Annotated in this window: 27 protein-coding genes and 1 tRNA gene; 21 read left to right on the top strand and 7 right to left on the bottom strand. The window is 63.1% G+C overall.

The features are described from left to right. Positions 1-13: 13 nt before the first annotated feature. Entirely contained in the window at positions 14-1,027 is a 1,014-nt protein-coding gene (locus ABUA28_RS07705; protein ID WP_349903455.1) for a sugar phosphate isomerase/epimerase family protein, read from the top strand. 50 nt (positions 1,028-1,077) lie between these two features. Here the strand turns inward: ABUA28_RS07705 and ABUA28_RS07700 are convergent, their stop codons facing one another. Continuing rightward, positions 1,078-1,422 carry a hypothetical protein gene (locus ABUA28_RS07700; protein ID WP_349903454.1) on the bottom strand — a complete coding sequence of 115 codons (345 nt, stop codon included), beginning with the start codon at positions 1,420-1,422 and terminating at the stop codon, positions 1,078-1,080. After that, complete coding sequence (locus ABUA28_RS07695) at positions 1,419-3,011, bottom strand: PspC domain-containing protein (protein WP_349903453.1); 1,593 nt, start codon at positions 3,009-3,011, stop codon at positions 1,419-1,421. The genes ABUA28_RS07700 and ABUA28_RS07695 overlap by 4 nt, the downstream gene beginning before the upstream one ends. Before the next feature lie 113 nt (positions 3,012-3,124). On the opposite strand from ABUA28_RS07695, the gene ABUA28_RS07690 reads away from it, so the two are divergent. Both ABUA28_RS07690 and ABUA28_RS07685 read left to right on the top strand, forming a co-directional pair. After that, entirely contained in the window at positions 3,125-4,324 is a 1,200-nt protein-coding gene (locus ABUA28_RS07690; protein ID WP_349903452.1) for a PspC domain-containing protein, read from the top strand. Further along, the gene (locus ABUA28_RS07685) at positions 4,321-4,968 is read left to right on the top strand and encodes a response regulator transcription factor (RefSeq protein WP_349903451.1); all 648 of its coding nucleotides are present in this window, start codon (positions 4,321-4,323) and stop codon (positions 4,966-4,968) included. The genes ABUA28_RS07690 and ABUA28_RS07685 overlap by 4 nt, the downstream gene beginning before the upstream one ends. Positions 4,969-5,129: 161 nt before the next feature. On the opposite strand, the gene ABUA28_RS07680 is transcribed toward ABUA28_RS07685, so the two are convergent. After that, a complete protein-coding gene (locus tag ABUA28_RS07680; protein ID WP_349903450.1) occupies positions 5,130-6,041 on the bottom strand; it encodes a DUF559 domain-containing protein in 912 nt (303 codons plus the stop codon). A 278-nt stretch (positions 6,042-6,319) separates the two neighbouring features. Here ABUA28_RS07680 and ABUA28_RS07675 point away from each other — a divergent pair. From ABUA28_RS07675 to ABUA28_RS07650, 6 genes are all read left to right on the top strand, one after another. Continuing rightward, positions 6,320-6,392, top strand: a tRNA-Trp gene (locus ABUA28_RS07675). A gap of 85 nt (positions 6,393-6,477) precedes the next feature. Further along, positions 6,478-6,744 (top strand): preprotein translocase subunit SecE, encoded by a 267-nt coding sequence (gene secE, locus ABUA28_RS07670; RefSeq protein WP_349903449.1) that lies wholly within the window; start codon positions 6,478-6,480, stop codon positions 6,742-6,744. Between the two features lie 82 nt (positions 6,745-6,826). Further along, positions 6,827-7,885, top strand: coding sequence for a transcription termination/antitermination protein NusG (gene nusG, locus ABUA28_RS07665; RefSeq protein ID WP_349903448.1), 1,059 nt, complete (start codon positions 6,827-6,829; stop codon positions 7,883-7,885). Positions 7,886-8,005: 120 nt separating this feature from the next. Further along, positions 8,006-8,437 (top strand): 50S ribosomal protein L11, encoded by a 432-nt coding sequence (rplK, locus tag ABUA28_RS07660; RefSeq protein ID WP_349903447.1) that lies wholly within the window; start codon positions 8,006-8,008, stop codon positions 8,435-8,437. Then, a complete protein-coding gene (gene rplA, locus ABUA28_RS07655; protein ID WP_349903446.1) occupies positions 8,437-9,126 on the top strand; it encodes a 50S ribosomal protein L1 in 690 nt (229 codons plus the stop codon). Before rplK ends, rplA begins: the two co-directional genes overlap by 1 nt. Positions 9,127-9,214: 88 nt before the next feature. Next, positions 9,215-9,745 (top strand): GNAT family N-acetyltransferase, encoded by a 531-nt coding sequence (locus tag ABUA28_RS07650; RefSeq protein WP_349903445.1) that lies wholly within the window; start codon positions 9,215-9,217, stop codon positions 9,743-9,745. Here ABUA28_RS07650 and ABUA28_RS07645 read toward each other — a convergent pair. Together ABUA28_RS07645 and ABUA28_RS07640 are read right to left on the bottom strand one after the other, a co-directional pair. Next, entirely contained in the window at positions 9,742-10,350 is a 609-nt protein-coding gene (locus ABUA28_RS07645; protein ID WP_349903444.1) for a Pr6Pr family membrane protein, read from the bottom strand. The two genes, ABUA28_RS07650 and ABUA28_RS07645, sit on opposite strands and share 4 nt — an antisense overlap. A gap of 84 nt (positions 10,351-10,434) precedes the next feature. Continuing rightward, positions 10,435-11,301 (bottom strand): NADP-dependent oxidoreductase, encoded by an 867-nt coding sequence (locus tag ABUA28_RS07640; RefSeq protein WP_349903443.1) that lies wholly within the window; start codon positions 11,299-11,301, stop codon positions 10,435-10,437. Between the two features lie 401 nt (positions 11,302-11,702). Between ABUA28_RS07640 and ABUA28_RS07635 the strand changes: the two genes are divergently transcribed. Continuing rightward, on the top strand, positions 11,703-12,509 hold the full coding sequence (locus ABUA28_RS07635) for an IclR family transcriptional regulator (RefSeq protein WP_349903442.1): 807 nt from the start codon (positions 11,703-11,705) through the stop codon (positions 12,507-12,509). Positions 12,510-12,519: 10 nt separating this feature from the next. On the opposite strand, the gene ABUA28_RS07630 is transcribed toward ABUA28_RS07635, so the two are convergent. Continuing rightward, positions 12,520-12,990 (bottom strand): carboxymuconolactone decarboxylase family protein, encoded by a 471-nt coding sequence (locus ABUA28_RS07630; protein ID WP_349903441.1) that lies wholly within the window; start codon positions 12,988-12,990, stop codon positions 12,520-12,522. Positions 12,991-13,412: 422 nt separating this feature from the next. Between ABUA28_RS07630 and ABUA28_RS07625 the strand changes: the two genes are divergently transcribed. The 11 genes from ABUA28_RS07625 to ABUA28_RS07575 all read left to right on the top strand — a co-directional run bounded on the left by ABUA28_RS07625 (position 13,413) and on the right by ABUA28_RS07575 (position 24,770). Then, the gene (locus ABUA28_RS07625) at positions 13,413-15,041 is read left to right on the top strand and encodes an ABC transporter substrate-binding protein (protein WP_349903440.1); all 1,629 of its coding nucleotides are present in this window, start codon (positions 13,413-13,415) and stop codon (positions 15,039-15,041) included. A 31-nt stretch (positions 15,042-15,072) separates the two neighbouring features. Continuing rightward, positions 15,073-15,480: a RidA family protein gene (locus tag ABUA28_RS07620; protein ID WP_349903439.1), complete on the top strand. Its 408-nt coding sequence runs from the start codon at positions 15,073-15,075 to the stop codon at positions 15,478-15,480. Between the two features lie 69 nt (positions 15,481-15,549). Then, a complete protein-coding gene (locus ABUA28_RS07615; protein WP_349903438.1) occupies positions 15,550-16,542 on the top strand; it encodes an ABC transporter permease in 993 nt (330 codons plus the stop codon). 5 nt (positions 16,543-16,547) lie between these two features. Beyond that, positions 16,548-17,471 (top strand): ABC transporter permease, encoded by a 924-nt coding sequence (locus ABUA28_RS07610; protein ID WP_349903437.1) that lies wholly within the window; start codon positions 16,548-16,550, stop codon positions 17,469-17,471. Positions 17,472-17,486: 15 nt separating this feature from the next. After that, positions 17,487-18,500 carry a quinone oxidoreductase family protein gene (locus ABUA28_RS07605; protein ID WP_349903436.1) on the top strand — a complete coding sequence of 338 codons (1,014 nt, stop codon included), beginning with the start codon at positions 17,487-17,489 and terminating at the stop codon, positions 18,498-18,500. Then, on the top strand, positions 18,500-19,924 hold the full coding sequence (locus ABUA28_RS07600) for an amidase (RefSeq protein WP_349903435.1): 1,425 nt from the start codon (positions 18,500-18,502) through the stop codon (positions 19,922-19,924). Before ABUA28_RS07605 ends, ABUA28_RS07600 begins: the two co-directional genes overlap by 1 nt. Beyond that, on the top strand, positions 19,921-20,913 hold the full coding sequence (locus tag ABUA28_RS07595; protein ID WP_349903434.1) for an ABC transporter ATP-binding protein: 993 nt from the start codon (positions 19,921-19,923) through the stop codon (positions 20,911-20,913). Before ABUA28_RS07600 ends, ABUA28_RS07595 begins: the two co-directional genes overlap by 4 nt. Continuing rightward, positions 20,910-21,767 (top strand): ATP-binding cassette domain-containing protein, encoded by an 858-nt coding sequence (locus ABUA28_RS07590; protein WP_349903433.1) that lies wholly within the window; start codon positions 20,910-20,912, stop codon positions 21,765-21,767. The genes ABUA28_RS07595 and ABUA28_RS07590 overlap by 4 nt, the downstream gene beginning before the upstream one ends. 158 nt (positions 21,768-21,925) lie before the next feature. Next, positions 21,926-22,312 (top strand): Zn-ribbon domain-containing OB-fold protein, encoded by a 387-nt coding sequence (locus ABUA28_RS07585; protein WP_349903432.1) that lies wholly within the window; start codon positions 21,926-21,928, stop codon positions 22,310-22,312. Continuing rightward, entirely contained in the window at positions 22,309-23,454 is a 1,146-nt protein-coding gene (locus ABUA28_RS07580; protein WP_349903431.1) for a thiolase family protein, read from the top strand. Before ABUA28_RS07585 ends, ABUA28_RS07580 begins: the two co-directional genes overlap by 4 nt. An 80-nt stretch (positions 23,455-23,534) precedes the next feature. After that, complete coding sequence (locus ABUA28_RS07575) at positions 23,535-24,770, top strand: CaiB/BaiF CoA transferase family protein (RefSeq protein ID WP_349903430.1); 1,236 nt, start codon at positions 23,535-23,537, stop codon at positions 24,768-24,770. 42 nt (positions 24,771-24,812) lie between these two features. Here ABUA28_RS07575 and ABUA28_RS07570 read toward each other — a convergent pair whose 3' ends face one another. Next, positions 24,813-25,433 (bottom strand): YqaJ viral recombinase family protein, encoded by a 621-nt coding sequence (locus ABUA28_RS07570; protein WP_349903429.1) that lies wholly within the window; start codon positions 25,431-25,433, stop codon positions 24,813-24,815. Positions 25,434-25,592 lie beyond the last annotated feature (159 nt).

Below are 25,592 nucleotides of genomic sequence, written 5' to 3'. Positions count from 1 at the left end.
GGAAGGTACAACAATGACCGAAGCAACGCACCCCGTGACACTTTTCACAGGCCAGTGGGCCGACCTGCCCTTCGAGGAGGTCGCCAAGCTCGCCGGAGACTGGGGCTACGACGGACTGGAGATCGGCGCGGGCGGCGACCATCTCGACCTCGAGCGCGCCGACCAGGACGACGCCTACCTGAAGACCCGGCTCGAGATTCTCGAGCGCAACAACCTCACGGTCTTCGCGATCTCGAACCACCTCACCGGGCAGGCCGTCTGCGACGACCCGATCGACTTCCGGCACAAGGCGATCGTGCGCCCGTCGACCTGGGGCGATGGCGACCCGGAGGGCGTGCGCCAGCGCGCCGCGGAAGACATGAAGCGAGCGGCGCGCGTCGCCCGCAAGCTGGGCGTGGATGTCGTGATCGGCTTCACGGGGTCGAAGATCTGGCCGTTCGTTGCGCAGTTCCCGCCCGTGCCGCAGTCCGTTTTCGACGCGGGCTACGAGGACTTCGCCACCCGCTGGAACCCCATCCTCGACGTATTCGACGGCGAGGGCGTGCGGTTCGCTCATGAGGTGCACCCGAGCGAGATCGCCTACGACTACTGGACGAGCGTGCGCACGCTCGAGGCGATCGACCACCGCGAGGCGTTCGGCTTCAACTGGGACCCGAGCCACATGATGTGGCAGAACATCGACCCCGTCGGATTCATCGTCGACTTCGCCGACCGCATCTACCACGTCGACTGCAAGGACACCCGGCTGCGGCCGAAGCAGGGTCGCGCCGGCGTGCTCGGCTCGCACCTGCCCTGGGGCGACCCGCGCCGCGGCTGGGACTTCGTCTCGACCGGCCACGGTGACGTGCCGTGGGAAGACGCCTTCCGTGCGCTCGAGTCAATCGGCTACACCGGCCCGATCTCGGTCGAGTGGGAGGACGCCGGCATGGATCGCCTGCACGGCGCGCCCGAGGCCCTCGCCTTCGTGCGCTCGCTGCTGTGGAAGCTGCCCGAGAACTCCTTCGACGCCGCCTTCAGCAACAACTAGCGGCGCAGCCCGGCGCGCTGGCCGCTGCAGGCCGCGCGCCGGGCACATGTTCAGGCTGCGCGCTGGGCTCGGCGGACGGCCGCCAGCAGGCCGAGCAGCAGCAGGATACCGCCCGCGGCTAGCACGACGATCAACCAGATTCCACCCGGGGTGAGCTGCGTCAGCCAGAGCGCGAAGTCCTCGCGAACGGCGGCCGTGCGCGTGATGGCGAGGGTCGCCACCGCGATCGTGCCGACGAGCAGCCCCCACGCGATCGCACCCCAGCGGATGCGCGGGCGCGGCACGCGCGGTTCGGTCGCGGTCTGTGCCACCTGTTCTGTCAGCGGCAAGGTCGGCGCCTCGGCGGTTTCCGCTGTGCCCTCGGGCTTCGACGGCGTCGTGTTATCTGTACTCACTGGGTCACTCCCGTCTCTTCAGGCTGTTGTTGTTCGACCTGCACCCGACCTTGTCCCTGCCAGATGTGCACGGTATAGCTGGGAGTGCCCGAACCCACGGTGACGTCGTAGTCGTACCGGCCATCCGCCGTTCGCGTGTGCGAGGTCGGTACGGCCACGTAGTTCCAGCTGTCGTCGTCGCTCGCGTTGGTCTTCTTGGCTTTCTCGTAGCGGGACTGCTCGAGAGTTGCCGAACCGAGATTTGCGACGACTCGCACGGTCATCCCTGTCGGCACCGTAATGTACACGTCGCCCACGCCTTGCCACAGATCGAGGGTGCCGGTGCGTGCGAGAGCCGAGTCATTGGGCGAGTAGATGTTGAAGTTGCCCGCAAGCTGAGCGTAACGACCGCCGTTCTCAATCACGGCGCTTCCGTTCGCATAAGCAAGAGTGCGATCGGGCGGAATGAACGACGCGGTCACCGTGCTCGCCACCAGCAGGAGCGCAACGAAGCCGAGGAATCCGCTGCGGCGCCGGAACAGCCCGGCGATGATCGCGCTCAGGGCGACCACGATGGTCGCCGCGGCGAGGCCGACCGTGACACCGTACCCGTTCCAGTCGCCGCCGGACTGGCTCAGAATGGCCGCGATCCCGCCTACGAGCAGCGCGGCGCCGAGCGTGATCACCACGTGGCTGCCGGTGACCCGGGGGTTCGTCAGCCGACGTAGCCGCCTGCGCTCGTCCGCGGCGGCTGCGTTCGCCATCGCGCGCGCGTGGCTCTCCGCGGCGCGCTGGTCGCGCAGTTCACGAGCGGATGCCGCCTGCTGTTGCTTCCAGGCGGCATGTTCGGTTCTCCAGTGCTCCTGTTGCTCGCGCCAGGCGGCGAGATCCTCCGGAGTCGCGTCCGCGCCGGGCTGGACGGGAGCCCGTGGTGGCGTGGCGGGGTCTGCCGTGCCGCTCGCATTCGTCGCCGAGCCCGCGGATGACCCGTCTGCCGCGACCGTCCCGCCGTCCGCCGAGGCGACGAACGCTGCGGATGCCGAGGCCGCTGAGGCTGCGGCCTGCGGCTGCGGCACCGTCTCGGGCCGGTCATCCGTCGTCGCCGGTGTCACCGTGGGCTCACTCGACGACCGCCGGGACCGCCGTGCCGCCCAGATGATCGCGACGACCGCGGCGGCAAGCAGCAGGATCGTCCACAGTGCTCGGCCGATCGAGCCGGTCCAGTACGGCTCGCTCCAGTAGCTCGCGCCGAGGAACCAGAACCCCTGAGTGACCGGCAGCAGCGACAGCACGACGAGCGCGCCGATGCCGACGTTCGCCGGATCGAAGTCACCCTTGGTCAGTCGCTCGAGGTGGATGCGGTCGTCGGCGTCGGGCAGCAGCAGCCAGGCCGCGGCGTAGAGGAGGAACGCGGGCCCGCCGAGGACGGCGACGACCACCGCGATGCCTCGGACGATGATCGGGTCGATATCGAGCCGCTGGGCCACGCCGGCGCAGACGCCGCCGACCCAGCCGTGCTGGCGCGGGACGCGCAGTGCGCGCATCCAGTCGAAGAATCGGTTCGAGTCCGGCGCGGAGGCCGGGGGAGTCGGTGGTGTCGGAGTTGCCATGCTTCGATGCTGGCGGATGGGCGCACCGCTCGCTATGAGGGTCTACCCTGAGCGCACCCTGAATAGTTCCCCGGAACCCTGCGTCACACATCCGGGTCTGCTTGGATTCAACGGTGACCGCTCTCACCACTCGTCTCACGCGCCCGCGTCGCGCGGCCGTCGGTGGCGTCTGCGCGGGGCTCGCGACGCACCTCGGCTGGACCGAGCGCAGGGTGCGCGTCGTCATGGTAATTCTCGCGCTGTGCGGTGGCGCAGGCGCGCTCCTCTATCTCTGGCTCTGGGCTCTCACTCCCATGGACGAGGCGCGGGCGGATGAACCTGTCGCGGTTCACAGGCGCGTCCCGGTCGCCGCGATCCTGCTTGGCGTCGGCGCCATCGCCGCTGCGGTCGTCGCGAACTCCTGGAACGACCCCTCGATTCTGCCGGTCAGCGCGGTGATGACCCTGCTGCTCGCTGCCGCGGTCGCCTGGAGCCTCGGCTTCGATCGCGCGGATCCCGCGCGCTCGCGGGCCTATGGCGTGACGATCCGCTCCGCCGCGGCCGGGCTGTTGATCCTCGTCGGCGGGCTCGTGGTGTTCCGTGGTTCGCAGCCGCCCGGCTCGAACGTGAACGGGGTGAGTTCCACGGCGGTGCCGCCAGCCGTGGTCATCATCGCCGTCGTCATGCTCGTGCTGGGGGTGGGCATCCTGGTCGCGCCGTACGTCGTGCAGCTGTGGACGAAGCTGCTCGGTGAGAGGGCCGCGCGGGTGCGGGAGGAACAGCGCGCGGAGATCGCCGCGCACCTGCACGACTCCGTGCTGCAGACTCTCGCGCTCATCCAGAACCGGGCGGGCGCCTCGAGCGAGGTGGCCCGCATCGCCAGGGCCCAGGAGCGCGAACTGCGCGACTGGCTGTTCGCTGGAACGGCGACCGTGGGGGATGACCTGGCGACGGAACTGCGCGATGCCGCGGCCGCGATCGAGCTCGACTACCCCGCGCGCATCGACATCGTCACCGCGGGGGAGTCGTCCGGAGCGCCGAGTGCCGCCCTGGTAGCCGCGGCCCGCGAGGCCATGGTGAACGCCGCGCGTCACGCCGGCGGCGAGGTGTCCGTCTACGTCGAGCTGTCTGCGTCCGCGGCCGACGTGTACATTCGGGATCGTGGCCCCGGTGTCGACCTGGCGACGCTTCCGGATGACCGGCTCGGCATCCGAGAGTCGATCGTCGGGCGGATGACGCGGGCGGGCGGCACCGCGACCGTCGGCCCCGGCATCGGCGGCGTCGGCACCGAGGTGCACCTGCACCTGGACAACCAGACGGGAGAAGCGGCATGACGAGCGTGCTCATCGTCGACGACCATTCGATCTTTCGCTCCGGGCTGCGCGCCGACCTCGACGAGAGTGTCGAGGTGCTGGGCGAGGCGGCGGATGTCGACTCGGCCGTCGCGCGCATCGCCGAGTTGCGCCCCGAGGTCGTCTTGCTCGACGTGCACCTCCCCGGCGGCGCGGGTGGCGGCGGGACCGAGGTGGTCCGCCGCAGCGCGGCACTCCTCGACGTGACCCGCTTTCTCGCCCTCAGCGTCTCGGACTCCGCGGAGGATGTCGTCGGCGTCATCCGTGCGGGCGCTCGCGGCTACCTCACCAAGGGCAGCTCCGGGGCCGAGGTGTCGCGCGCCGTCGCGGCTGTCTCCGCCGGGGACGCCGTGTTCTCGCCCCGTCTCGCCGGATTCGTGTTGGATGCCTTCGGTGCCGCCGCCGGAGAGCAGGCCGAGTCGAGCGAAGAGCTCGATCGCCTCTCCGCCAGGGAGCGCGAGGTCATGCGCCTGATCGCCCGCGGCTACGCCTATAAAGAGGTGGCGAGCGAGCTGTTCATCTCGATCAAGACCGTGGAATCCCACGTCTCGGCGGTGCTGCGCAAGCTGCAGCTCTCCTCCCGCCACGAGCTCACCGCGTGGGCCCTGGAGCGCAAGCTGTTGTAACTCTCTGCCTCTGCACCCGGTAGCTCTCGCCGTCCCGCCCCGCGCATTCTCCTCTCCCATTTCCGCGAGTTGCCCACTTATGCCCCAAATTCGGGCATTTTGGGCCGATTTAAGGGCATAACTGGGCAACTCGCGGATGTATCTGGGGCGCGGGCGCGCCCCTACCCGCGCCAACCGCGACGGGCCAAGAACAGGCGGATGCGGGCGACCAGCTCATCCGGGTCCCTGAGATCGTTCGCGTTCAGTTCGATCACGAGCCAGCCCTGCGCCTCCAGCCGGGATCGGCGGGTCATGTCCTTGCGCCACTGATCGGTCTTTGTGCGGTGATAGTCGCCCTGATACTCGATCAGCACCTTCTGCGCGTCGAACGCGAGGTCCGTGCGCACGACCGAACCATCCTCGGTCATCACGATCACGTGATTGATCCGTGGATGCGGCAGGCCGGCCTGCACGACGATGACGCGCAGCGTGGACTCCGGCGGTGATTCCGACCTGTCGCCCAGCAGCGGCAGCGCGATCCGGATGACCTTCATGCCGCGCCGCCCGACAAAGGTATTGCTCACGCGCTGCAGCTCCGAGATCGTCGTGTGCGGCAGCCTCCAGTGGATGAGAAAATCGCCCGCCGCCACGAGTTCGTGCAGGGTGAGCAGGCTCGCCAAATCACACCAGGTGCGGGCTGGCGAGGTGTGGATGAGACCCCACGTCGAGGCGAGGTGGTCGGGCAGTAGATCGAGCCGGTGCCCGAGGATGCCGCTGGCGTGCGGAGCTCGGTCGGGTGCCGCTACCCCGATGTGAACCCGAGTTTCGCGCTCCAGGCGGTACGGCAGCGGCACGCCCAGGAGCAGTGCGGCCGTGACGTGGCTGAAGAACGCGCCCTCGGGCATCCGCGCGGCGAACGACCTGCACTTCTCCAGGAGCTCGACCTCGCCGGGCGCAGGTAGACGGCGCACACCCCAGATCGACCGGTCGAGGTCGGCGCCACGCAGCCGTTTCGGGCTGATTCCGTGGGCAGTGGCGTCTCGATTTCTGAACGGCCCAGAGGCGAGCGGATGCGGCAGCGCGGTTCGAGGCATGGCCACAGACTGCCGTGCGCGGCCTCCTCCCCGTGCAAACCATCCACATCCCGCCCTCGTCCTCCCGCGAGTTGCCCACTTGCGCCCCAAGATGCGCCGAATTTGCCCAAAAAAGGGGCGCAAGTGGGCAACTCGCGGAAAACGCCACCCAGCTTTACAGCCCGCATCCGCTGACCTAGACTGGGTCGAGGTAGTTGAAAACTGCCATACTTTTGCATGCCTTTTTCTGGCAAATACCCTCAGAATGCAGTGTGCGAAGCTATGCGTTTTAGCTCCGAAGGGCGGTGGCTCAATTGGTAGAGCAGCGGTCTCCAAAACCGCAGGTTGCAGGTTCGAGTCCTGTCCGCCCTGCAACTCGATCCGGGCAGAGTGCCCGTAAGAGTGAATGGCCAGGTGATTCTCGGATCATCGGGCCTGTGTCCGGAAGGTAGTGACAGTGGCGAAAAACGTTATCGACGAGCCCGGTGAGGACATCGTCGCCAACGCCAAGACCGATCGCGCGCGCAGTCGCGGCCCGATCGCTCGCGTCATGCTGTTTCTGCGCCAGGTGATCGTCGAGCTCAAGAAGGTCGTCACTCCGACCCGCCGCGAACTCTTCAACTACACCGCCGTCGTCCTGGTCTTCGTGATCATCATGATGGGCATCGTCTCCGGACTCGATCTCCTGTTCGGATACGGCGTCGGCGTCGTCTTCGGCAACTAGTCGTAACAACCAGGGTCGCAAACGCGACGCACAGCTTGGCCGGGCCCACGGCTCGGAACATCGGGAAATGGAAGAGAATTTAGTGTCTGACTCAGAGCGCGACGACATCGACCTCGCGACTGCCGCGGAACAGTCCTCAGAGGAGGACGAGGCGCAGGAGGGTAACTCCCTCGCCGCCGACGAGCGCTCCGACGAGCCCGCCGAGCAGCGCGCACTTCACACCGTGAACGAGGGCGACGAAGACGACGACGTGGAGGCGGATCTCCTCGCCGCACTCGACGCAGCCCAGGCGGCGAACGATCCAGAGGCGGATGCCGTGGTCGACGACGCACTCGACGTCGACTCCGCAGACGAGGCGGAAGCCTCCGTCGAGGCGACCGACGACGAGGAAGACGCCGTCGAGGCCGAAGAGGCCGGCGACGAGCCCGAGGTCGCTCCGTACGAGGAGGCCTTCGAGGCCGAGCTGAACGGCGAGATCGCGGAGCAGAACGCCGCGGATGACGCTGCCGCAGAAGACGAAGAGGCGGTCGACCCCTACGCGGAGTTCCGCGCTGAGCTCAAGGCTGCATTCGGCAAGTGGTACGTCATCCACTCCTACGCGGGCTTCGAGAAGCGCGTCAAGCAGAACATCGAGAACCGCAAGGTCAGCATGGCCATGGAGGACTACATCTTCCAGGTCGAGGTGCCGATGGAAGACGTCGTCGAGATCAAGAACGGCCAGCGCAAGCTCGTCAACCGGGTGCGCATTCCCGGCTACGTGCTCGTGCGCATGGATCTCAACGAGGACAGCTGGTCGGTCATCCGTCACACCCCGGGTGTGACCGGCTTCGTCGGCAACTCGCACAACCCCACCCCGCTGCGTTTCGAAGAGGCCTTCAACATGCTGAAGAGCCTCGTGCAGATCGTGGAGGCCCCGGTCAAGGCCGGCGCCAAGGGCGGCAAGGCCGTCAGCCGCGCGATCCCGCAGGAAGTCGACTTCGAGATCGGCGAGACCATCACGATCAAGGAGGGCTCGTTCGCGGGCCTGCCAGGTACGATCAGCGAGATCAAGCCGGAGAGCGGTAAGCTCACGGTGCTCGTCTCGCTGTTCGAGCGCGAGACTCCGGTCGAGCTGAGCTTCGAGCAGGTCACGAAGCTATAAGGCTGGTCGAGTAGGTCGCGCAGCGACCTTATCGAGACCCGGCCGCAATTAGAAATCACCGCATCCAACCCGGATGTCGGGAGCGTCATCCATCCGGATGGCACGAAAGTAAGGAAAAGAATGGCACCGAAGAAGAAGGTCACGGGTCTGATTAAGCTTCAGATCCAGGCCGGCGCCGCCAACCCCGCACCGCCCATCGGGCCTGCGCTGGGTCAGCACGGCGTGAACATCATGGAGTTCTGCAAGGCGTACAACGCGGCCACGGAGTCGCAGCGCGGCAACGTCATCCCGGTGGAGATCACCGTCTACGAAGACCGCTCGTTCACCTTCATCCTGAAGACCCCGCCGGCTGCGGAGCTCATTAAGAAGGCCGCTGGCGTGGCCAAGGGCTCCGGCGTTCCGCACACCACCAAGGTGGGCAAGATCTCCCGGGAGCAGCTGCGCTCCATCGCCGAGCAGAAGATGGTCGACCTCAACGCGAACGACGTCGACGCCGCAGAGAAGATCATCGCGGGCACCGCCCGCTCTATGGGAATCACGGTGGACGCATAATGGCTAAGAAGTCGAAGGCTTACAGGGCCGCCGCAGACAAGCTCGAAGAGGGCAAGTTCTACACCCCGGCCGAGGCCGTTGGGCTCGCGCGCGAGACCGGCTCCAAGAAGTTCAACTCGACCGTCGAGGTCGCGCTGAAGCTCGGTGTCGACCCGCGCAAGGCCGACCAGATGGTGCGCGGCACCGTCATCCTGCCGCACGGCACGGGCAAGACCGCTCGCGTCATCGTGTTCGCAACCGGTCCGGCAGCGGAGGCCGCAATCGCGGCGGGCGCTGACGAGGTCGGCGGCGACGAGCTGATCGAGAAGGTCGCCGCGGGCTACACCGCGTTCGACTCCGCTGTGTCGACCCCCGAGCTCATGGGCAAGGTCGGTCGTCTCGGTAAGGTGCTCGGTCCGCGTGGCCTCATGCCGAACCCGAAGACCGGAACCGTGACCACGGACACCGCGAAGGCCGTCTCCGAGATCAAGGGCGGAAAGATCGAGTTCCGCGTCGACAAGCACTCCAACGTGCACATCATCGTGGGCAAGGCCGGTTTCGAGGCCACGCAGCTCGAGGAGAACATCACGGCCGCGCTCGACGAGATCCAGCGTTCCAAGCCGAGCTCCTCGAAGGGCCGCTACGTGCTGAAGGGCACCGTAGCGACCACCTTCGGTCCCGGCATCCCCCTGGACGTGAACGCGCTCTAAGCAGCACTGCACTCATCAGAAAGGGCCCGCATCTGCGGGCCCTTTCTGCATCCGCCCCAACCAATCGACCCCGAAACGGAAGTGCATCATGACCACGACTGTGCGCGAAGCGACTCCGGATGAGGCGGGTCGCCTGCACGAGCTGGCGGCGGCCACCTTCCGCCTGGCCTGCCCTCCCGGCACCACCGAAGAGGCGATCGCGGACTTCCTCGCGACCACCCTCTCCGAAACCAGCTTCGACGGTTACCTCGCGGATCCGACCAGAACGCTGCTCGTGGCCGAGGTCGACGGCAGTCCGGTCGGCTACACGATGCTGGTCTTCACCGGGCCAGCGGATGCGGACGTCGTGGCCGCCGTGACCGCGCATCCGATCGCCGAGCTGAGCAAGTTCTACGTGCTGCAGGACCAGCACGGCGCAGGAGTCAGCGGGACGCTGATGACTGCCACCCTCGCGGTCGCGCGCGAGCGCGGGTCAGCGGGCGTGTGGCTCGGGGTGAACCAGCTCAATGGCAGGGCGAACCGGTTCTATGAGAAGCACGGCTTTGTGATCGTCGGCACGAAGGGCTTCGAGCTCGGCGGCAGACGCGAAGACGACTACGTGCGCGAGCTCGTCTTCTAAGGCTTGAGAACGCGCACCCGGCTGTACCAGAGCACCAGCCAACCGACCACGGCGAACGCGATCGCGATGATCACGCAGTAGACCGCGACACTGCCGTAGCCGTTCGCGGGATCCAGGAACGGGTAAGGCACCCATCCGTCGGTCGCTCCCCGAATGATGACGACCACGAGCCAGACGATCGGGTACACCAGGATCGTCCAGAGGCGTTTGACCGCCAACCGCAGGCGATCGCCGAACAGCAGCCAGTCGATCGCGACGTAGAGAGGCGCGATCACGTGCAGCACGGTGTTGGCCCAGGGGGTGTCGATTCCCCCGGCCTGACCGGTGAGCAGGGTGTTGTAGACGATTCCCACGATCACGATGTATGTGGTGGCTGCGGCGAAGGCGAGATTCAGCCCGGCCGACCTGCGTCGTCCGGAGAGCCCCACGAGTGCGACGATGAAGAGTACGACCGCCGTGAAGATATTGCTCTGCACCGTGAAGAAGCCGAAGAAGTTGAAAGGGTTGATTGTCACCCTGGCCGCGGTGTCGAGGAATGTCGCGGTGATCGCCGCTCCGGAAAGGCCAGCGACCGCGAGACGCAGCAGGGCAAAGAGGATTCGCATGCCCGAATGCTAGTGGGCGGGCTGTCCGGTCACGGGGATGCTGAGTTGCGATGTCGCCCCGCCGTTCGGCAGGGTGACACTCTCTCAACCCTCGGCGACCCTCAGCACGATCTTGCCGCGCGTGTGACCTTCCTCGAGCAGGTGGTTGGCCTCCGCGATCCGGTCCAGTTCGAACACCCGGTCGATGTGCACCCGGATGTCGCCGGAGTCGAGCAGTTGCGCGATGCCTTCGAGCACACGACCGTCGGGGGCCAGCTTGAAGTGGGTGGCCTGCATACCTGCGGCAGCGGCATCCGCTATGAAGCCGGGCCAGCTACCGGTGGGGATATTCACGATGAGGCCGCCGGGTCGCAGGGTCCGGAGCGAGCGGGTTCCCGTGTTGTCGTGGACGTTCCCGATCAGGTCGATGACTACGTCGACGTCGTGCACGACATCCTCGAAACGGGTCGTGGTGTAGTCGATGACCGCGGAGGCGCCGAGCTCGCGCAGCCATTCGGCGTTATGCGCGGAGCCGGTCGCGATGACCTCCGCACCGAAGTGCGCGGCGAACTGCACTGCGAAGTGCCCGACACCGCCCGCGCCGGCGTGGATTAGAACGCGCTGGCCCTTGTGCGCTTGTGCGGCGTCGACCACGACACCCCAGGCGGTAAGTGCGGCGAGCGGTACAGCAGCCGCCTCGACGTGGCTGAGCTCAGTGGGCTTCCTGGCGACGTTTAGTGTGGAGACAACCAGGAACTCGGCAAAGCTGCCCTGGTAGCGGGGCACCTGTACCATTCCGAAGACCTCATCGCCCGGCTGCAGCGGGCAGAACTCGTAGGGCGACTCGACCACGACCCCGCTGAAGTCATGTCCGAGAACAGCGGGATAGGCGGGTTGGGCAGCCGATGCGGACTTGCCCGCGCGCATTTTCGCATCGACCGGGTTGATGCTCGCCGCGACGACTTTCACCATTAATTCTGCTGCGACTTTGGGTGGTTTTGGAAGCTCGGCTGAGTGGAACACCTCCGGAGCACCGGTTTCATTTATTACCATTGCGCGCATAGTCGCCCTGCTTTCTCTTCGAGATCACAATTAACCACAGCATGCCCGCGGTGCGGCAGTTGTCACGGTCAGGGTCACACTGCTTACTTATATCCCAGGTACAGTCCCCTTGCCAAAGAATGGGGTGCTCGCTCCGTACGCTGACCGGAGTTGCCTGCGGTCGAAGAGGGCGTGGGCAAGGCCGGGCGAACAGAGTATGAGAAAACCCGAAGCGTGATTTAGCGCGTGCTTGGGGAGGGGAAACCGCCGAAACCACGGCCGCTTCATGAGACGAAGTTGATAACCTCAGTGAATTACAGCATTCTTATGCGGTGACGGAACAAGCCAAGCGTGATCCCCAGGAGCCCATGGGTCGTGATCCGATAGCGAGAGCGCTGCGGATCCTGCGCTTTATCGGCGAGCACGACGGCGGCCCGTTGGGTGTAAGGGAGATTGCTTCTTCACTGGGCATGCAGCCGAGCACGGTTTTCCGCACCCTCTCTCAGCTGACCGCGGAGAGTTTGGTTCGTAAAGAGCCCGAAACCAGCCATTACACTCTCGGGTTGGAACTTTTGCGATTGGGACAGTTGGCCAGCGCGAAGTTCAATGTTGCCGATGTCGCCGATGCTCACATGCGATCCATTACCGCGAATTCCAATGAGGCAGTCTTTCTCGGCCTTTACGAGCGGGAACGGCAACAGATGTTCGTGGCCAAGGCGATTCCGTCGACCCACCCACTTCGTTATCACATTGAACGGGATCGGTGGTTAGACGTTTTTCGTGCCGCGAGCGGCCTTGCCATCTTGGCTTTTCTTCCCACTGAAGAACGAGACGGAATTCTCGCGAAGGCAGACAGCGTTGCGACCGAGCGGACTCCATGGCTGCGCCGGGAGCGGCTGGAGGAGACGCTGGAGGAGGTTCGTCAAAAAGGGTATTCCTGTACTCAGGGCTGGAACACTCCTGGTGCTGTAGGAATCGCTGCCCCCGTGTTCAATGGGCGACAGGTGATCGGTGACTTGTTTATGACCATCCCAGTGTTCCGTTTTAACGAAAATCAAGGGGATGAGCTTGCGCAGTTGGTGGTGACAGCGGCGGCGAACCTTACGAACGAGCTGGGTGGAAGACCACAAGACAGTTAGCGTAGAACTTTCAGGGCTCTGCCTCTTCTTCTCGGTTGGAGGGCTGAATGCCCTGCGAGGCGAAGATTTTTGTCGCCTCGGCCAGCGCGTTCAAAACTTTCGGGAATCCGCAGTAGACAGCGGATTGCAAGAACACTTCTAATATCTCTTCGGGCGTCACCCCCACTCTGAGCGATGCTTTGATGTGGAAATGAAGTTCTGCTTCACAGCCACCCAGAGCGGTGAGCATCCCTAAAGTCACCAATTGGCGCTGCTTGGGAGCAAGACCGGGTCGAGCGTAGATGTCGCCGAAGCCGAAGGCTATGAGGTGATGCGCGACATCCGGAGATGTCTCTTCGATGCGTGAAATAGTGCGGTCAGCGCTGTCCCCGACAACCTCTTTAAAGACTCTCAGTCCTTCTGCGTATCGCGTTGACCTGTTGCCTGGATTCGTCAAAATATCGTTCTCTTTCGCTGGTTGAGGCGCGCGCGGGATGCCCATGTGGCTTGCGCTGAGCGCTGAAATGAATTTCCCAGACTGCCTGTCTTTTGTCGACGTCGAGCGTTCTCGACCGGTACGACGAAGCAGTGTAGGCAGCGCCCGGCAGTGTGGTGTTGTCTCTGGACGGGTTGCGGTCACACCTTTTCAGGCATACCAGACATTGAGGTCGCACGCGAACGACCCAGGGCACCCGCGTCCGCCGTGGGGTGTTCCGGAGTTTCGATACAGCTCTCATATTTCTATTGACAGTTAAAAGACGGGTGCGCTAGCATCGCATAAACGGAACAAGCATTCCCTCCAGCGCAACAGCGGCTGATTGTGGCTCGTACAGCTACTTAGAGGCACCTCAGATCGTCGCGGGAAGAGAAAGCAATCGAGTCCCATCGGTATTGGCAGCAGTTAACTCAGAGAAGAGATAATCGATGTCCCCAGTCGAGAGTGTTTTAGATCTATCGTTCGACCGTCGGCGGTTTGTGACCACCGGCGCGGTGCTGGTTGGGGGTGTAGTCCTGGGAGGCCCGCTGCTTGCGGGCTGTGCTCCCACTCAGGGCGGCGCGAAGGTTGACAGTTTGACTTTGGCCATCCCCACGCCGATTACTACCCTTGATCCACCCCTCATCAACTCGACGTCCGCCGCTGCGGCAGTCGTCCCCTTGCTCGAGTCATTTGTTCGGCTCGACACCGACGGCAGTGTGTTGCCTGCCCTTGCGGAGAAGTGGGATGTCGCATCGGACGGGCTGACTTGGACCATGAAACTTCGTGACGGAGTCAAGTTCCATGACGACTCGCCGTGGAACGCAGGTGTGGCGAAGGTGAACTTGGATCGGTACCTCAGCCGTCCGGACTACTTTCCGCGGGCACAGGGTTTCGGTTTCATCGAGCAGATCACGAGCGTCGATCCACTGACGCTCGAGATTCGAACGAAGTATCCACACTCGGGGTTCATTCGGTGGATGAGCTACTACGCGACATGGATGCACAGTGGCGAGGCGATTAGGGAGTTTGGTGACGGCGTCGGTCAGCACGCCGTCGGGACTGGGCCATTCAAGATGACGAAGTTCGTCCCGAGCCAGAGCCTGGAGTTGGAAAGGTTCAAAGACTACTGGGGGCCGGCATGGCAATTGAAAAAGTTGAAGGCCGTGTCCATGCCTTCCGACCAGGGGCGTGTGTCTTCGCTTCAAAGTGGTGGCTCACAGGTCATCCTCAACGTCCCCGCAAACCTGGTGAAGACGATCGAAAAGCAGTCGTCACTCCGGATGGACAGCAGCCCGAGCGTACGAATGTACTTCATTGGCATCAACTGCCAGCTCCCCGAACTCCAGGATGTTCGCGTTCGGCAGGCTCTCAATTATGCGGTCGACAAGCAAGCGATCGTCGACACCGCGCTGCAGGGGCTGGCGACGATCTCGACGTCGGTCATGCCCAAGCAGATCCCCGGATTTGCCGAACAAACGCCATACAGCTACGACCCCGAACATGCGAAGAAGCTGTTCGGCGAGGCTGGGTGGGTACAGGATACCGACGGCTTGCTCAAGAAAGACGGTAAAACCCTGAAGCTGGAGATCAGCGCCACGGATGGAATGTTCGTCGGTGATCGTTCCACTTGCGAGGCGGTGCAGGAGTATCTGAAGAAAGTTGGAGTAGACGTTGGTTTGAAAGTCGTTGACTACAACAGCTACTTCTCCGGCCTTCAAGACACCGAATCGATCAAGACTGCAACGCTGAACTCGTTCGCTTTCGGAACCAGCATCGTCGACGCGAGCCACGCCCTCGGAGGATTCGAGGGATCGTGGCGGAACATCGTCAGCGCGGTGTCCCGTTATCGTAACGACGAGTTTGACGTTCATTACAACAAGATGCTCGCCACGGTCGATAACGAGCAAGAGCGGGACGAGGCTGCGCGGAAGGCCCAGGAGGTCGCCTGGGCAGACGCTCCGTGGATCTTCCTGCATGAGATCAACAACCTCACGGGTTCTTCGCAGAAGCTCACGAACGTCAAGATGGGCGTCAATGAGTTCCTCGATCTCTCACAAACCGCGAGCCAAAAATGAGTGGCTCGACACGTGAGGAAGCTGTCAGGACATGCTAGGAAATGAACCACTCCGCGAGGCCATCGAGACCGACGCTGCTCCTCCACCGAGTACCACTCGGGTCGGGCACAAAAGCCAGGCGATACGAAGCGGGAACTTCGTCTTCGTATCCGGTCAGGTAGGTGTCGGTCCCGATGGAGTGATGCCGGAGTCTGTCAGTGACCAGACTCGTCAGATCTGGAAGACCATCGATGAGATATTGAAATCTGCCGGCTCCGATATCCAGCACGTCGTGCAGACGACGACGTACATGTTGGACATGGCGGATGTCTGGGAGATAGACGATGTCAAGCGAGATCTTTTCCCGTCAACCCCTCCGGCGAATGCTGCCGCAGGCGTCAATCAGCTGGCGTACGGAGCGAAGGTCGAGATAGCGGCTATCGCCGTGGTGATTCCGTAGCGGCGCACAGGCCGGACGTGCCCGAATGTGGAGTGCGAGCAGTGATGGGCTTCGGCGCTGGTATAGCTCGTGCCCGTTTTCGCTGGGAAGGCGGCCGGCCTGTCCCGCTTGTTCGATGACGAAGTCAGAAAGGAGGGAGTGGAGTTGAGAACGGTCATTTTGCGGCGTCTCGGCCAGTCAGTCGTCGTTCTATTCTTGGTCTCCATCATCGTCTTCCTCACCATCCGGTTGATCCCCGGCGACCCGGCGGCCAACCTTGCTGGGCCTGATGCGACGCCGGAGCTGATAGCCCAGATTCGCGCGTCGTTGGGTCTTGACAGGCCGATCTACGTTCAATACCTGACCTGGCTCAAAGGTCTGGGGACCGGTGATTTCGGCACTTCCCTGATCACTAAGTTGCCGGTAACGGAAGAGATCCTTCCGCGGGCAGCGGCAACGGCGACCCTTGCGCTGACAGGAATGGCGATAGCGCTCATATTGGGCATCGTGCTGGGCATCGTGGCCGCGTACTACAGAGGTCGTTGGGCAGACAGCCTCGTCACCGCGCTCAGCACCTTGGGCGTCAGCCTCCCGTCGTACTGGGTCGGGCTGATCCTGGTCCTCATCTTCGCCGTCTCATTTGGCTGGTTGCCCAGCGGAGGCAATGCAGGCCCGGAGAGCATCATCCTTCCGGCGGTGACATTGGCGTTGCCCCAGATCGGTATGTTGGCTCGCCTCACCAGGGGAGCATTCATAGAGATCCTGGGGCAGGACTACATTGTCACGGCTCGTCAGAAGGGGGTCACGGAGGCACGCCTTCTCTATCGTCACGCGCTGCCGAACGGGGCCGTCACCATTCTCACCTTCGCAGGTATCCAGCTTGGACATCTGCTGGCAGGGGCGGTCGTCGTGGAGGTGGTGTTTGCGTGGCCCGGATTGGGCCGGCTTGCCGTCGATTCCCTGCAGACACGAGACCTTCCCGTGGTGCAAGGAGTGCTGCTCGTCTTCGCTCTCGCCATCTTGTTCGTCAACCTCGCGATGGATCTGCTCTACGCCGTCGCCGACCCACGGATAAGAAGGTGACACCGATGTCCGAATCCGCAGAAAAAGTGAAGAAGACGCAGGGGCCACAGGAGTCGGTGCGGAGCGCGCTGCTCGGTATCGGAGACGATTCCGAACCAGCACGGGCTGCGCGCCGCGTCAGGCGTCGGATACCTTTCCGTGCATGGGTCGGAGGGCTTCTTCTGGCCGTCATGACTCTTGGCTGCATCGTCGGGCCTTTCCTTCTGGCGCAAGGCCCATTCGATCAGGTGTTGTCGGATGCACTCAACCCGCCGAGCGCCGGGCACTGGCTCGGCACGGATGACCTTGGCCGCGACCTGCTGAGCCGACTTCTTACAGGTGGTCGGTACACGGTGGGGATCGCTGTAGCGGCGACGACGCTGGGAATGGTGTTTGGCGGGATCCTTGGAGTACTCGCCGGGTATCGTCGCGGAGTGACAGAGGTTATCATCATGCGCGCCGTCGACACGATGCTTGTCTTCCCCGACGTCCTGATCGCGTTCGTTGTTGTCGCAATCCTGGGTGCAGGCACATCAAGCGTCACCTACGCGATGATCGTGTACTCGATCCCTATTTTCGCCCGGTTCGCCTTCGGGAGCACGATCGCAGTAATGAGTCGTGAGTACATCGAGGCCACGAAGTCCCGCGGGGCCTCGGATATGCGGCTTATCTTCCGTCATGTGATCCCCAACATCCTCCCAGAGATGGTGATCATCTGGACCCTTCGGCTCGGGATCGTGGCATTCCTGGTTTCAGGTCTCAGTTTCTTGGGGCTCGGGGTGCAACCGCCTATTCCCGAATGGGGCGCGATGTTGAGCCAAGGGCAGGTGTTCATGCAGACGAATCCTGCGCTGGTACTCATCCCCGGTGCTGCGATCACGCTGTTCATACTGGCGATCAACCTTCTTGGAGACGGTCTTCGAGATGTCTTGGATCCACGAGACAGCTAGAGAGAGGTCGAGATCGTGAAGGCAATACTTGTTCGGCAATTCGGCGGCCCCGAGGTTCTGCAGCAGGCGGATGTGCCGGTGCCGGTGCCGGGACCCGGTGAAGTGCTGATGCGCGTCTCGCGGGCTGGAGTGAATTATGCGGACACTCGACAGCGCCGGGGAACGTATGTCTTGCAGGAACCGCTGCCTCTTGTGCCGGGTTTTGAGGCGTCCGGGACCGTGGCTGCCGTGGGTCCAGGGTGCGGCACACAGCTTCCCGGTCAAGGCCCGCTGGAGGTCGGCGCGGAGATTCTGGCCGGTGATGCGCGGAACGCGTATGCGGAATTCTGCATTGTGCCCGCCGACCTGGTCCTCGCCTGCCCTGAGGGGAAGTCGGTGTTGAGCGGTGCGAGTTTCTCCGTGAGTTTCACCGTGGCGTGGTTGGCCGCGATTTACAAAGGGCGGGTGCGTGCCGGTCAAACTGTTCTCGTCCATGCGGCGGCGGGTGCTGTTGGCAGTGCTGTGGTGCAGCTCTGTGCGCTCGCAGGAGCGCGCGTAGTCGCGACCGCGAGTACACCGCGGAAGCTCGAGCGCGCTCTGGAAGCCGGAGCGAGTGTCGCTATCAACTACACCGACGGAGATTTTCGGGAACAGGTCAGGGGCGCCTTTAAATCCGAACGGCCGATCGATCTCGTCATCGACTCGGTTGGTGGCGATGTCTTCGTGAAAAGCCTCGACCTCTTGGGTCGGGGTGGACGTCTGGTTGGTATCGGTCAGGCCAGCGATCAGCCCGCGACTCTGGACCTGTATCGGTCGCTCATCCCTTATCACTTGACCGTGAAGTTCCTTGCCCGCGGAAGTCTCGCTGGCAGTAGGCATCCTTCGGATCGTGCTCTATTGCGCCACGCTTTCTCGTCTGTGGTCGAGATGTGGGGGCGCGATCAGATAACCGTCGCCGACCCGGTCGTGCTTCCGCTTTCCGAGGCAGCGTCGGCACACCAGATGGTGGCGGATCGTTCCGTCGTCGGCAAGATCGTGTTGGAGGTCTGATGTCTGCCACAGATCTTGTGAGTCTTTCTGCTGTGGAGCTCGGCGGTCTCTTTCGAGAGGGCCTCGCTTCGCCGCGTGAGCTCATGGAAGAGGTATTGGCTCGAGTCGACGAGGTCAACCCCGTGATTAACGCGTTGTGCGCCGTCGATCACGATCGAGCGTTGAGAGCCGCGAAACGGGCGGGATCTCGCGGGGCGGCAGAGGACGGTGGCCTGCTGCACGGGATTCCTGTCTCGATCAAAGACACCGAAGATGTCGAGGGAATGCGCACCACCTTCGGGGCGACCAAGTTCGCGGAAAACCTTGCCCGGCAGGACTCCCTCGTCGTAGCAAGGATTCGTGCGGCCGGCGGCATCCCGTTCGCAAAGAGCAATACTCCGGAGTTCGCTGCCGGGATCAACACGACGAATCAGCTGTTCGGATCGACGAAGAACCCGTGGGATCTCGATGCGACGGCGGGCGGCTCGAGCGGTGGCGCGGCCGCCGGTGTTGCTGCGGGCCTTGGGCCGCTCGCGCACGCGACGGACCATGGGTGCTCGGTGCGTCTGCCCGCCAGCTTCAACGGTCTGGTTGGCTTAAGGCCGAGTCCGGGCCGTGTGCCGCAGTTGCCGACGTCGTGGGTCTTCGACACCTTTGCGGTGACTGGTCCGCTGGCGCGCACGGTGGACGATTGCGCATTGCTCTACAAGGTGATGCGTGGCGCTGACAGCAGAGTGCCGGTGTCATTCGATGATTCGGCGACAGTAGCCGGCCCACCTCGAAATTCAAAGCTCCGGGTGGCCTGGAGTTCGGACTTGGGGATCGCCGCCGTCGAACCCGAGGTCGCGCAGATTTGCCGCGAGGCGGTGATGACCTTCGAACGGCTCGGCTGGGAGGTTGAGGAAACGGCGCCATCGTTCGACGGGATACGGGACATCATCGATCCGATCCGCGCGGTCCGTCAGTTCGCTGTCGCTGCCGAGCGAGGACCCGCAGGAGCAAGATCGGACAACGCGTTTGTCGAGGAGTACGTGTCTCGTGCCTCCCAGATCACGGCTGCGGATGTCGGCCGCGCCGAAGCACTGCGGAATGCACTGTGGTTTCGCATGAGCGAGTTCTTTGATCGGTTCGATCTTTTGGTCACTCCGACCACCCAGACGGCTGCTTTCCCGATCGAGATGATGTATCCCACATCCATCAACGGCGCTCCGATGGGTGATGTCATCGATGCATGCCTGCTGTGCTACGCCATCACAATGACGGGCTTGCCCGCCTTGTCGATTCCGGCCGGGTACACCTCCGCGGGCATGCCCGTCGGCCTTCAGCTGATTGGCCGCCCGCGTGCCGAGGACTTTCTTTTCGATGTCGGCCGCGCCTACGAAACAGCATCTGGAGTGGAGAAACGGATTCCACCGCTTCGCCGGTCAGGGGAGATGGCGTCATGACAGGAGATACCTTGCTGGAGATTCGCGACCTCACTACCCGATACGACGTCGGCAAGCGTTCGGTCCGTGCGCTGGACGGCGTGAGTTTCACCATTGCCCGCGGGGAGACGCTTGGGATCGTCGGTGAGTCTGGAAGTGGGAAGAGCACGATGGCGCGATCTCTCATCGGGCTTGTTCCACCGCCCGGGCGGATTACTTCTGGGGACGTTGTGTTCGAAGGCAAGAATGTCCTATCGATGAAGCAGAGTGAGATACGGCGGCTGCGGGGGAACCAGATCGGTTTTGTGCCGCAAGACCCTTTGAGCAGTCTCAACCCGCTCATCCGCATCGGAGAGCAGGTGGCGGAAGGTTTACGGATCCATCGCGGACTGTCCAGGAAAGCCGCAGAGGAGCGCGTGATCGACCTGCTCGAGCGGGTGGATATCGTCGACCCCGGCCAACGGATGCGCGACTACCCTCACCAGTTGAGCGGAGGGATGAGACAGCGTGTCGCGATCGCGATCGCGATCGCCTGCGAACCCAAGCTGCTGATCGCCGATGAGCCTACGAGCGCGCTCGATGTCACGACCCAGGCGCAGGTTCTGGGCATCATGAAGCGCCTCAGCGCTGAGCTCGGGATGTCCATGGTACTTATCACCCACGACTTCCGTGTCGCGGCAAAAATGTGCGACTCCATCGCGGTGATGTATGCGGGTCGGATCGTCGAGGCCGGTCCCTCGAAGTTCGTGTTCGGCGCGCCGCAAATGCCGTACACGCGGGCGCTTCTCCAAGCGATGCCGACCGTGGAAGCACATACACCGCGCGAGCGCTTGCAGGTGATTCCCGGACTCCCACCGGATTTGGCGGAACTCCGTGACGGATGCCGTTTCGCGTCCCGATGCGCTTATGCCAAGGATGAGTGTCTGGCTCACGAGCCGTCGCTGACCAGACGGGAGAACGGTCAGGATGCCAGATGCTGGGCGACCGAACCAGGGGGGTGGCTCGAGTGACTGCCAGCGAGCTGGTCGACGATCCCGTTCTGGCGCATCTTGAAGAGTTATCTGTATCGTTCCCCGTCGCCCGGTCGGGGCGCTTGCGCAAAGGCAAGACGCCGGTGGCTGCCCTCGGAGGCATTACCCTCGATGTCTTCCGTGGCGAGACGCTGGGTGTGGTCGGCGAGTCCGGTAGCGGCAAGAGCACGCTGGGCAAGGCGATGCTGGGTATGCAGGCCGCGAGCACCGGATACGTGGAGTTTGACGGCCGCAAGTTGGCTTCCATGAGCGACTCAGAGATTCAGCGTTTTCGCCGTCGGGCACAGATGATCTTCCAGGACCCGTTCAGCTCTCTCGATCCGCGGATGAGGGTTGGGGAACTGGTGAGTGAGCCCTTCGCGATACACGGTCTCATGCGCCGGAGATCGCGCGAGTTGGCGGTGGACGATTTGCTCCGCCTGGTTGCCGTCGATCCGCGCGACAAGTATCGGTATCCACACCAGTTTTCCGGTGGGCAACGACAACGTATCGGAATCGCGCAAGCGCTCGCTGTCAGCCCCGAATTCATCGTGTGCGACGAGCCCACCTCGGCATTGGATGTGTCCGTGCAGGCCCAGATTTTGAACCTGTTGATGGACCTCAAAGAGCGTCTCAATTTGACGATGGTCTTTATCAGCCATGACCTCGCAACCGTACGGGTCATCAGTGACCGTGTCGCGGTGCTGCACAAGGGCGAGCTGGTTGAGATCGGATCAGCAGATCGCATCTTTTCTGACCCGCAGCATCCGTATACGCGAACACTCCTCGCTTCGTCTTCGGACGTTATGGCCACCTCGGCGTCGGATGGGTTCATGGGGAGCGATGCGATATGAGTGGCCGAAAGCCGGCGAGGTTGCCTGTTACGTGAGAATCACGTCGCGCTGGTCGAGACGGAATTGCCCGCTGCCAGAGGGCATGGATAGAAGCCGAATATGGAGGAAGCAAGATGACAATAAATAAGGATGCTCCCGGAGCACCCGTGGCGACGGCCATGCCGATTGAAGATCTACGTATGGCCGCTGATGCTCGTGCGGTCGAGGGACCAGAGGGATATCAGTTCGAGGGATCCGAGTGCCTGTCGTGCGGCGAAAAGTACTTTCCACCGCGTCAGGTGTGCTTCAGCTGTTCCGGGACGCAGATGCGCCCGTACCTGCTTCCCTCTCATGGAACTCTCTATTCGTACAGCAGGGTGCATGTCTCGCTCCAGCGAGAGACGCCATACGACGTCGGCTACATCGATCTGGACGACGGCGTGCGTGTGTTCTCCGTCCTTGCCAGCGACGGCACGCCGTGGGCAGTCGATATGCGGGTGCGCTTGACCAAGGTTCGTGAGAGCTGGGCGTTTTGCCCCGCCGATGAGGAAGAGGTAAGAAAATGACCGGCGTCAGTGTGGTTGGGGCATCCATGATCCCGTTTGGCAAACATCGCGATTCCAGTTACGCGGGGCTGGCCGTCCCGGCCATCTTAGGAGCGCTGGAGTCTTCGGGCGTAAGTCGCGAGTCGATCGGGGCAGTGTTCTGTGGGCATACGTACGGAGGAATGCTGACCGGGCAGCGCATTGCGAAGGATGTCGGTATTGGGGGTATCCCGGTCGTCAATGTTGACAATGCTTGTTCGAGCGGTGCTTCCGCACTGCACCTGGCGGTGCAGTACGTCGCAGAGGGACGAAGCGATGCGGTGTTGGTGATAGGAGTGGACAAGCTGACGCAGTTCGGTGGCGGGCCACTCCCTTTGATCACGGAGGACTGGGAAGTGCAGCAGGGGATGGTCTTGCCTGCGTTGTATGCCATGCGAGCACGGAGGTACATGTACGAGCATGGCGTGGCCTCATCTGATCTCGCACGTGTGAGTGTGAAAGCGAGAAAGCATGGCGCTCTGAATCCATATGCGCAGCTGCGGAAGGAGACGACGGTCGAGGAGGTGCTTGGTTCTCGGCCTATTGCGGACCCACTGACGTTATTCCAATGTTGCCCGACGGGTGATGGAGCGGCTGCGGTGGTCGTGGTGTCCGATGACTTTCGGGCCCGGCTTGGCGTCCCTTCGATCAAGGTTTTGGCATCGATACTCCACTCTGGGCAAGTTACTGGCGGGTTTAGAGACATGATCCGCCCAGACATCTCTTATGACTCGGCTCGCGACGCATACGAAGCCGCAGGGGTTGGTCCATCTGATCTCGATCTGGTTGAACTGCATGACGCCTATTCAATTGCCGAATTGGTGTACTGCGAAGCGCTTGGCCTGTGTGCAGAAGGTGAAGCTGTGGGGTTTCTGAAGGATGGAAGCAGCACATTCGGGGGAAAGGTCGTCGTAAATCCCAGCGGTGGGCTGCTCGCGAAGGGACATCCGGTGGGAGCCACGGGAGTCGCCCAAGTTGTCGAGATGTTCTGGCAGTTGACGGGCCAGGCGGATGCCCGTCAAGTGGAGAAGGCCCGGCTTGGGTTGACTCATGTCACTGGCGGGGGAATATCGGGATTCGATCACGGTGCCTGCGCCGTCCATATCTTCGAGGGAGCCGCCTAAGGATCGGTTTCACCTGCATAACGCGACGGGGTGCTGCGATCGTAAGCGGCGCGAGCAAAGAATAAAAATAAGGAAGACGAATGGTTGAGGATCAAAGAAAAGGCACCACGAGCAAGGGGAAGCTTCCCCTGGCGGGAGTGACTGTCCTCGATCTGACGACGTTTCTTTCGGGGCCGTTCTGCACGCAGATATTGGCGGATCTTGGTGCGGAGGTGTTGAAAGTCGAATCGCTCGATGGCGATTCGAGTCGCGGGATCCCACCATATTTCGTTGGCGACGACAGCGCCTACTTCCTGGGAAACAACAGGAGCAAGCGCAGCATCGCTCTGAATTTGAAAACACCGCAAGGGCTCGAAGTCGCGCTCCGGCTGATTGGGGAATGTGATGTCGTCGTGGAGAATTTTCGGCCAGGGGTGTGTAAACGCCTTGGCTTAGATGCGGATCGCCTACGAGAGCAATATCCCGGGCTCGTGTGGGCGTCCATAAGCGGCTTCGGGCAACACGGTCCCTGGCATGACCGACCTGCTTACGACATGATCGTGCAAGCGCTGTCCGGAGTGATGAGCCTGACCGGGGAAGAGAGCGGCCCCAGCTTGCGCCTCGGAATCCCGGCGGGGGACCTGGTCGCAGGCATGTATGCGGCTATAGGCGTACTGGCCGCGCTGGTACAGCACGAGCGGACCGGTAAAGGGGCCGCTATCGATGTATCGATGCTCGATTGTCAGCTTGCAATGCTCTCCTATCAGGGGGTGTATGCCCTGTTCAGCGGGGTCGATCCCAAGCCCCAGGGCCGCCACCACGACTCAATCCCCACCTATCGCTCATTTACCGGAGCGGATTCCCGAGAACTCGTCGTTACCGCGAACACTGAACGAATGTGGACCGAATTATGCGATGAGCTCGGTTTGCCCGAGCTCCCCGTAGACGCGCGATTCAATACGTCCGCATCGAGGCTGGACAACAAGGTGGAGCTGTGGGGACTGCTGGAGAGTGCCTTTAGAGTTGCACCAGCAGGCGATTGGGTTGATCGGCTCAATGCGCGCGGCGTGCCGGCAGCGCTCATAAACTCCGTCAACGAGGCGCTCATCGACGCGGGTAATTCGGGCCGGGGAATGGTTGTCGAGCTCAAGCACCCCGACGGCCGCGCTGTCAGCGTGCTCGGCAATCCGATAAAGATCGACGGCGAAGTCGGTATCGAGGCACGGTATCCTCCTGCGCTGGGCGAAGACACTGCCGACGTGCTCGTTCAGTTGGGATATGGCGCGTCGCAAATCGAAGCGATGCAGCTCTCTGGTGTTATCCGATCTGGAGGGTAGGAAGCTCGGCCCGTCGCTTCCATGGTCGTGGGAGTGGCGGAGTTAGGAGCGCTGCGATTGAGTGACAAGGGCGAGCACGCGATCGGCCAGGTCGACGAGCACGTGGATCTCGTTCTCGTCGCGCGCGATCCAGCGGCACTCCGGCTCGGGCTTCACCGGCACGAAGTTGTCGTGCTGCTCCCACACGAGCAGCGTTCGCTCCGCCCCGAGCACGTACTGCTGCCACCACACCTGGCGCAGATACGAGCGCGGGATGCTGCGCCAGGCCGACTTGGTCGTCTTGATCTCTGCGAGCTCAAGCGCTCCATTCGCGGTCAGGGCCACGCCATCCGGAGTCGCCAGGTGCTCGGGATGTCCTGCGGCATGGAACAGCGCCGTGCTGGGATCTATGCCAAAGCGATCCTTCACCCAGCGCGCTATCTCGGGTTCACGCGCGCGACCGTGTTCGGTGTAGGCATTGCCGGAGAAACCGTTGCCGTGGAGTTTGTCGAGCGCCACGGCCTGCACCGATCGCTGGCTGGAGAGCCTGGCCACATCCGTCGCGGTGATGCCACGGCTGCGGGCTAGGAGCCAGGCTGCGCGATCCTCCGAGTGGGCGAGGATGCGTCTGCGGTGATCCGGGGTCGACTCTGCCCAGAGCGAGAGGGTCGGCTGCAACGTCACCCCCCTATTGTGCGCGCTCCGCTCGCGCGCTCGGCACTCCCGTTCGGTGCGCCCCCGGCAAAGCTGATGGTGCGACGCTCGAAAAGTAAGGAGAAAGTGCGGATGTGGACAAGAAAAGTCCTTCGATCTTGGCCAAAACGCAAAAAGCTCCTTCAATCC

The organism is Parafrigoribacterium humi (assembly GCF_040227205.1).
Classification (GTDB): Bacteria; Actinomycetota; Actinomycetes; order Actinomycetales; family Microbacteriaceae; genus Parafrigoribacterium_A; species Parafrigoribacterium_A humi.
The sequence above is the reverse complement of the archived record's forward strand: the minus strand, read 5'-3'. Positions and strand labels throughout refer to the sequence as shown.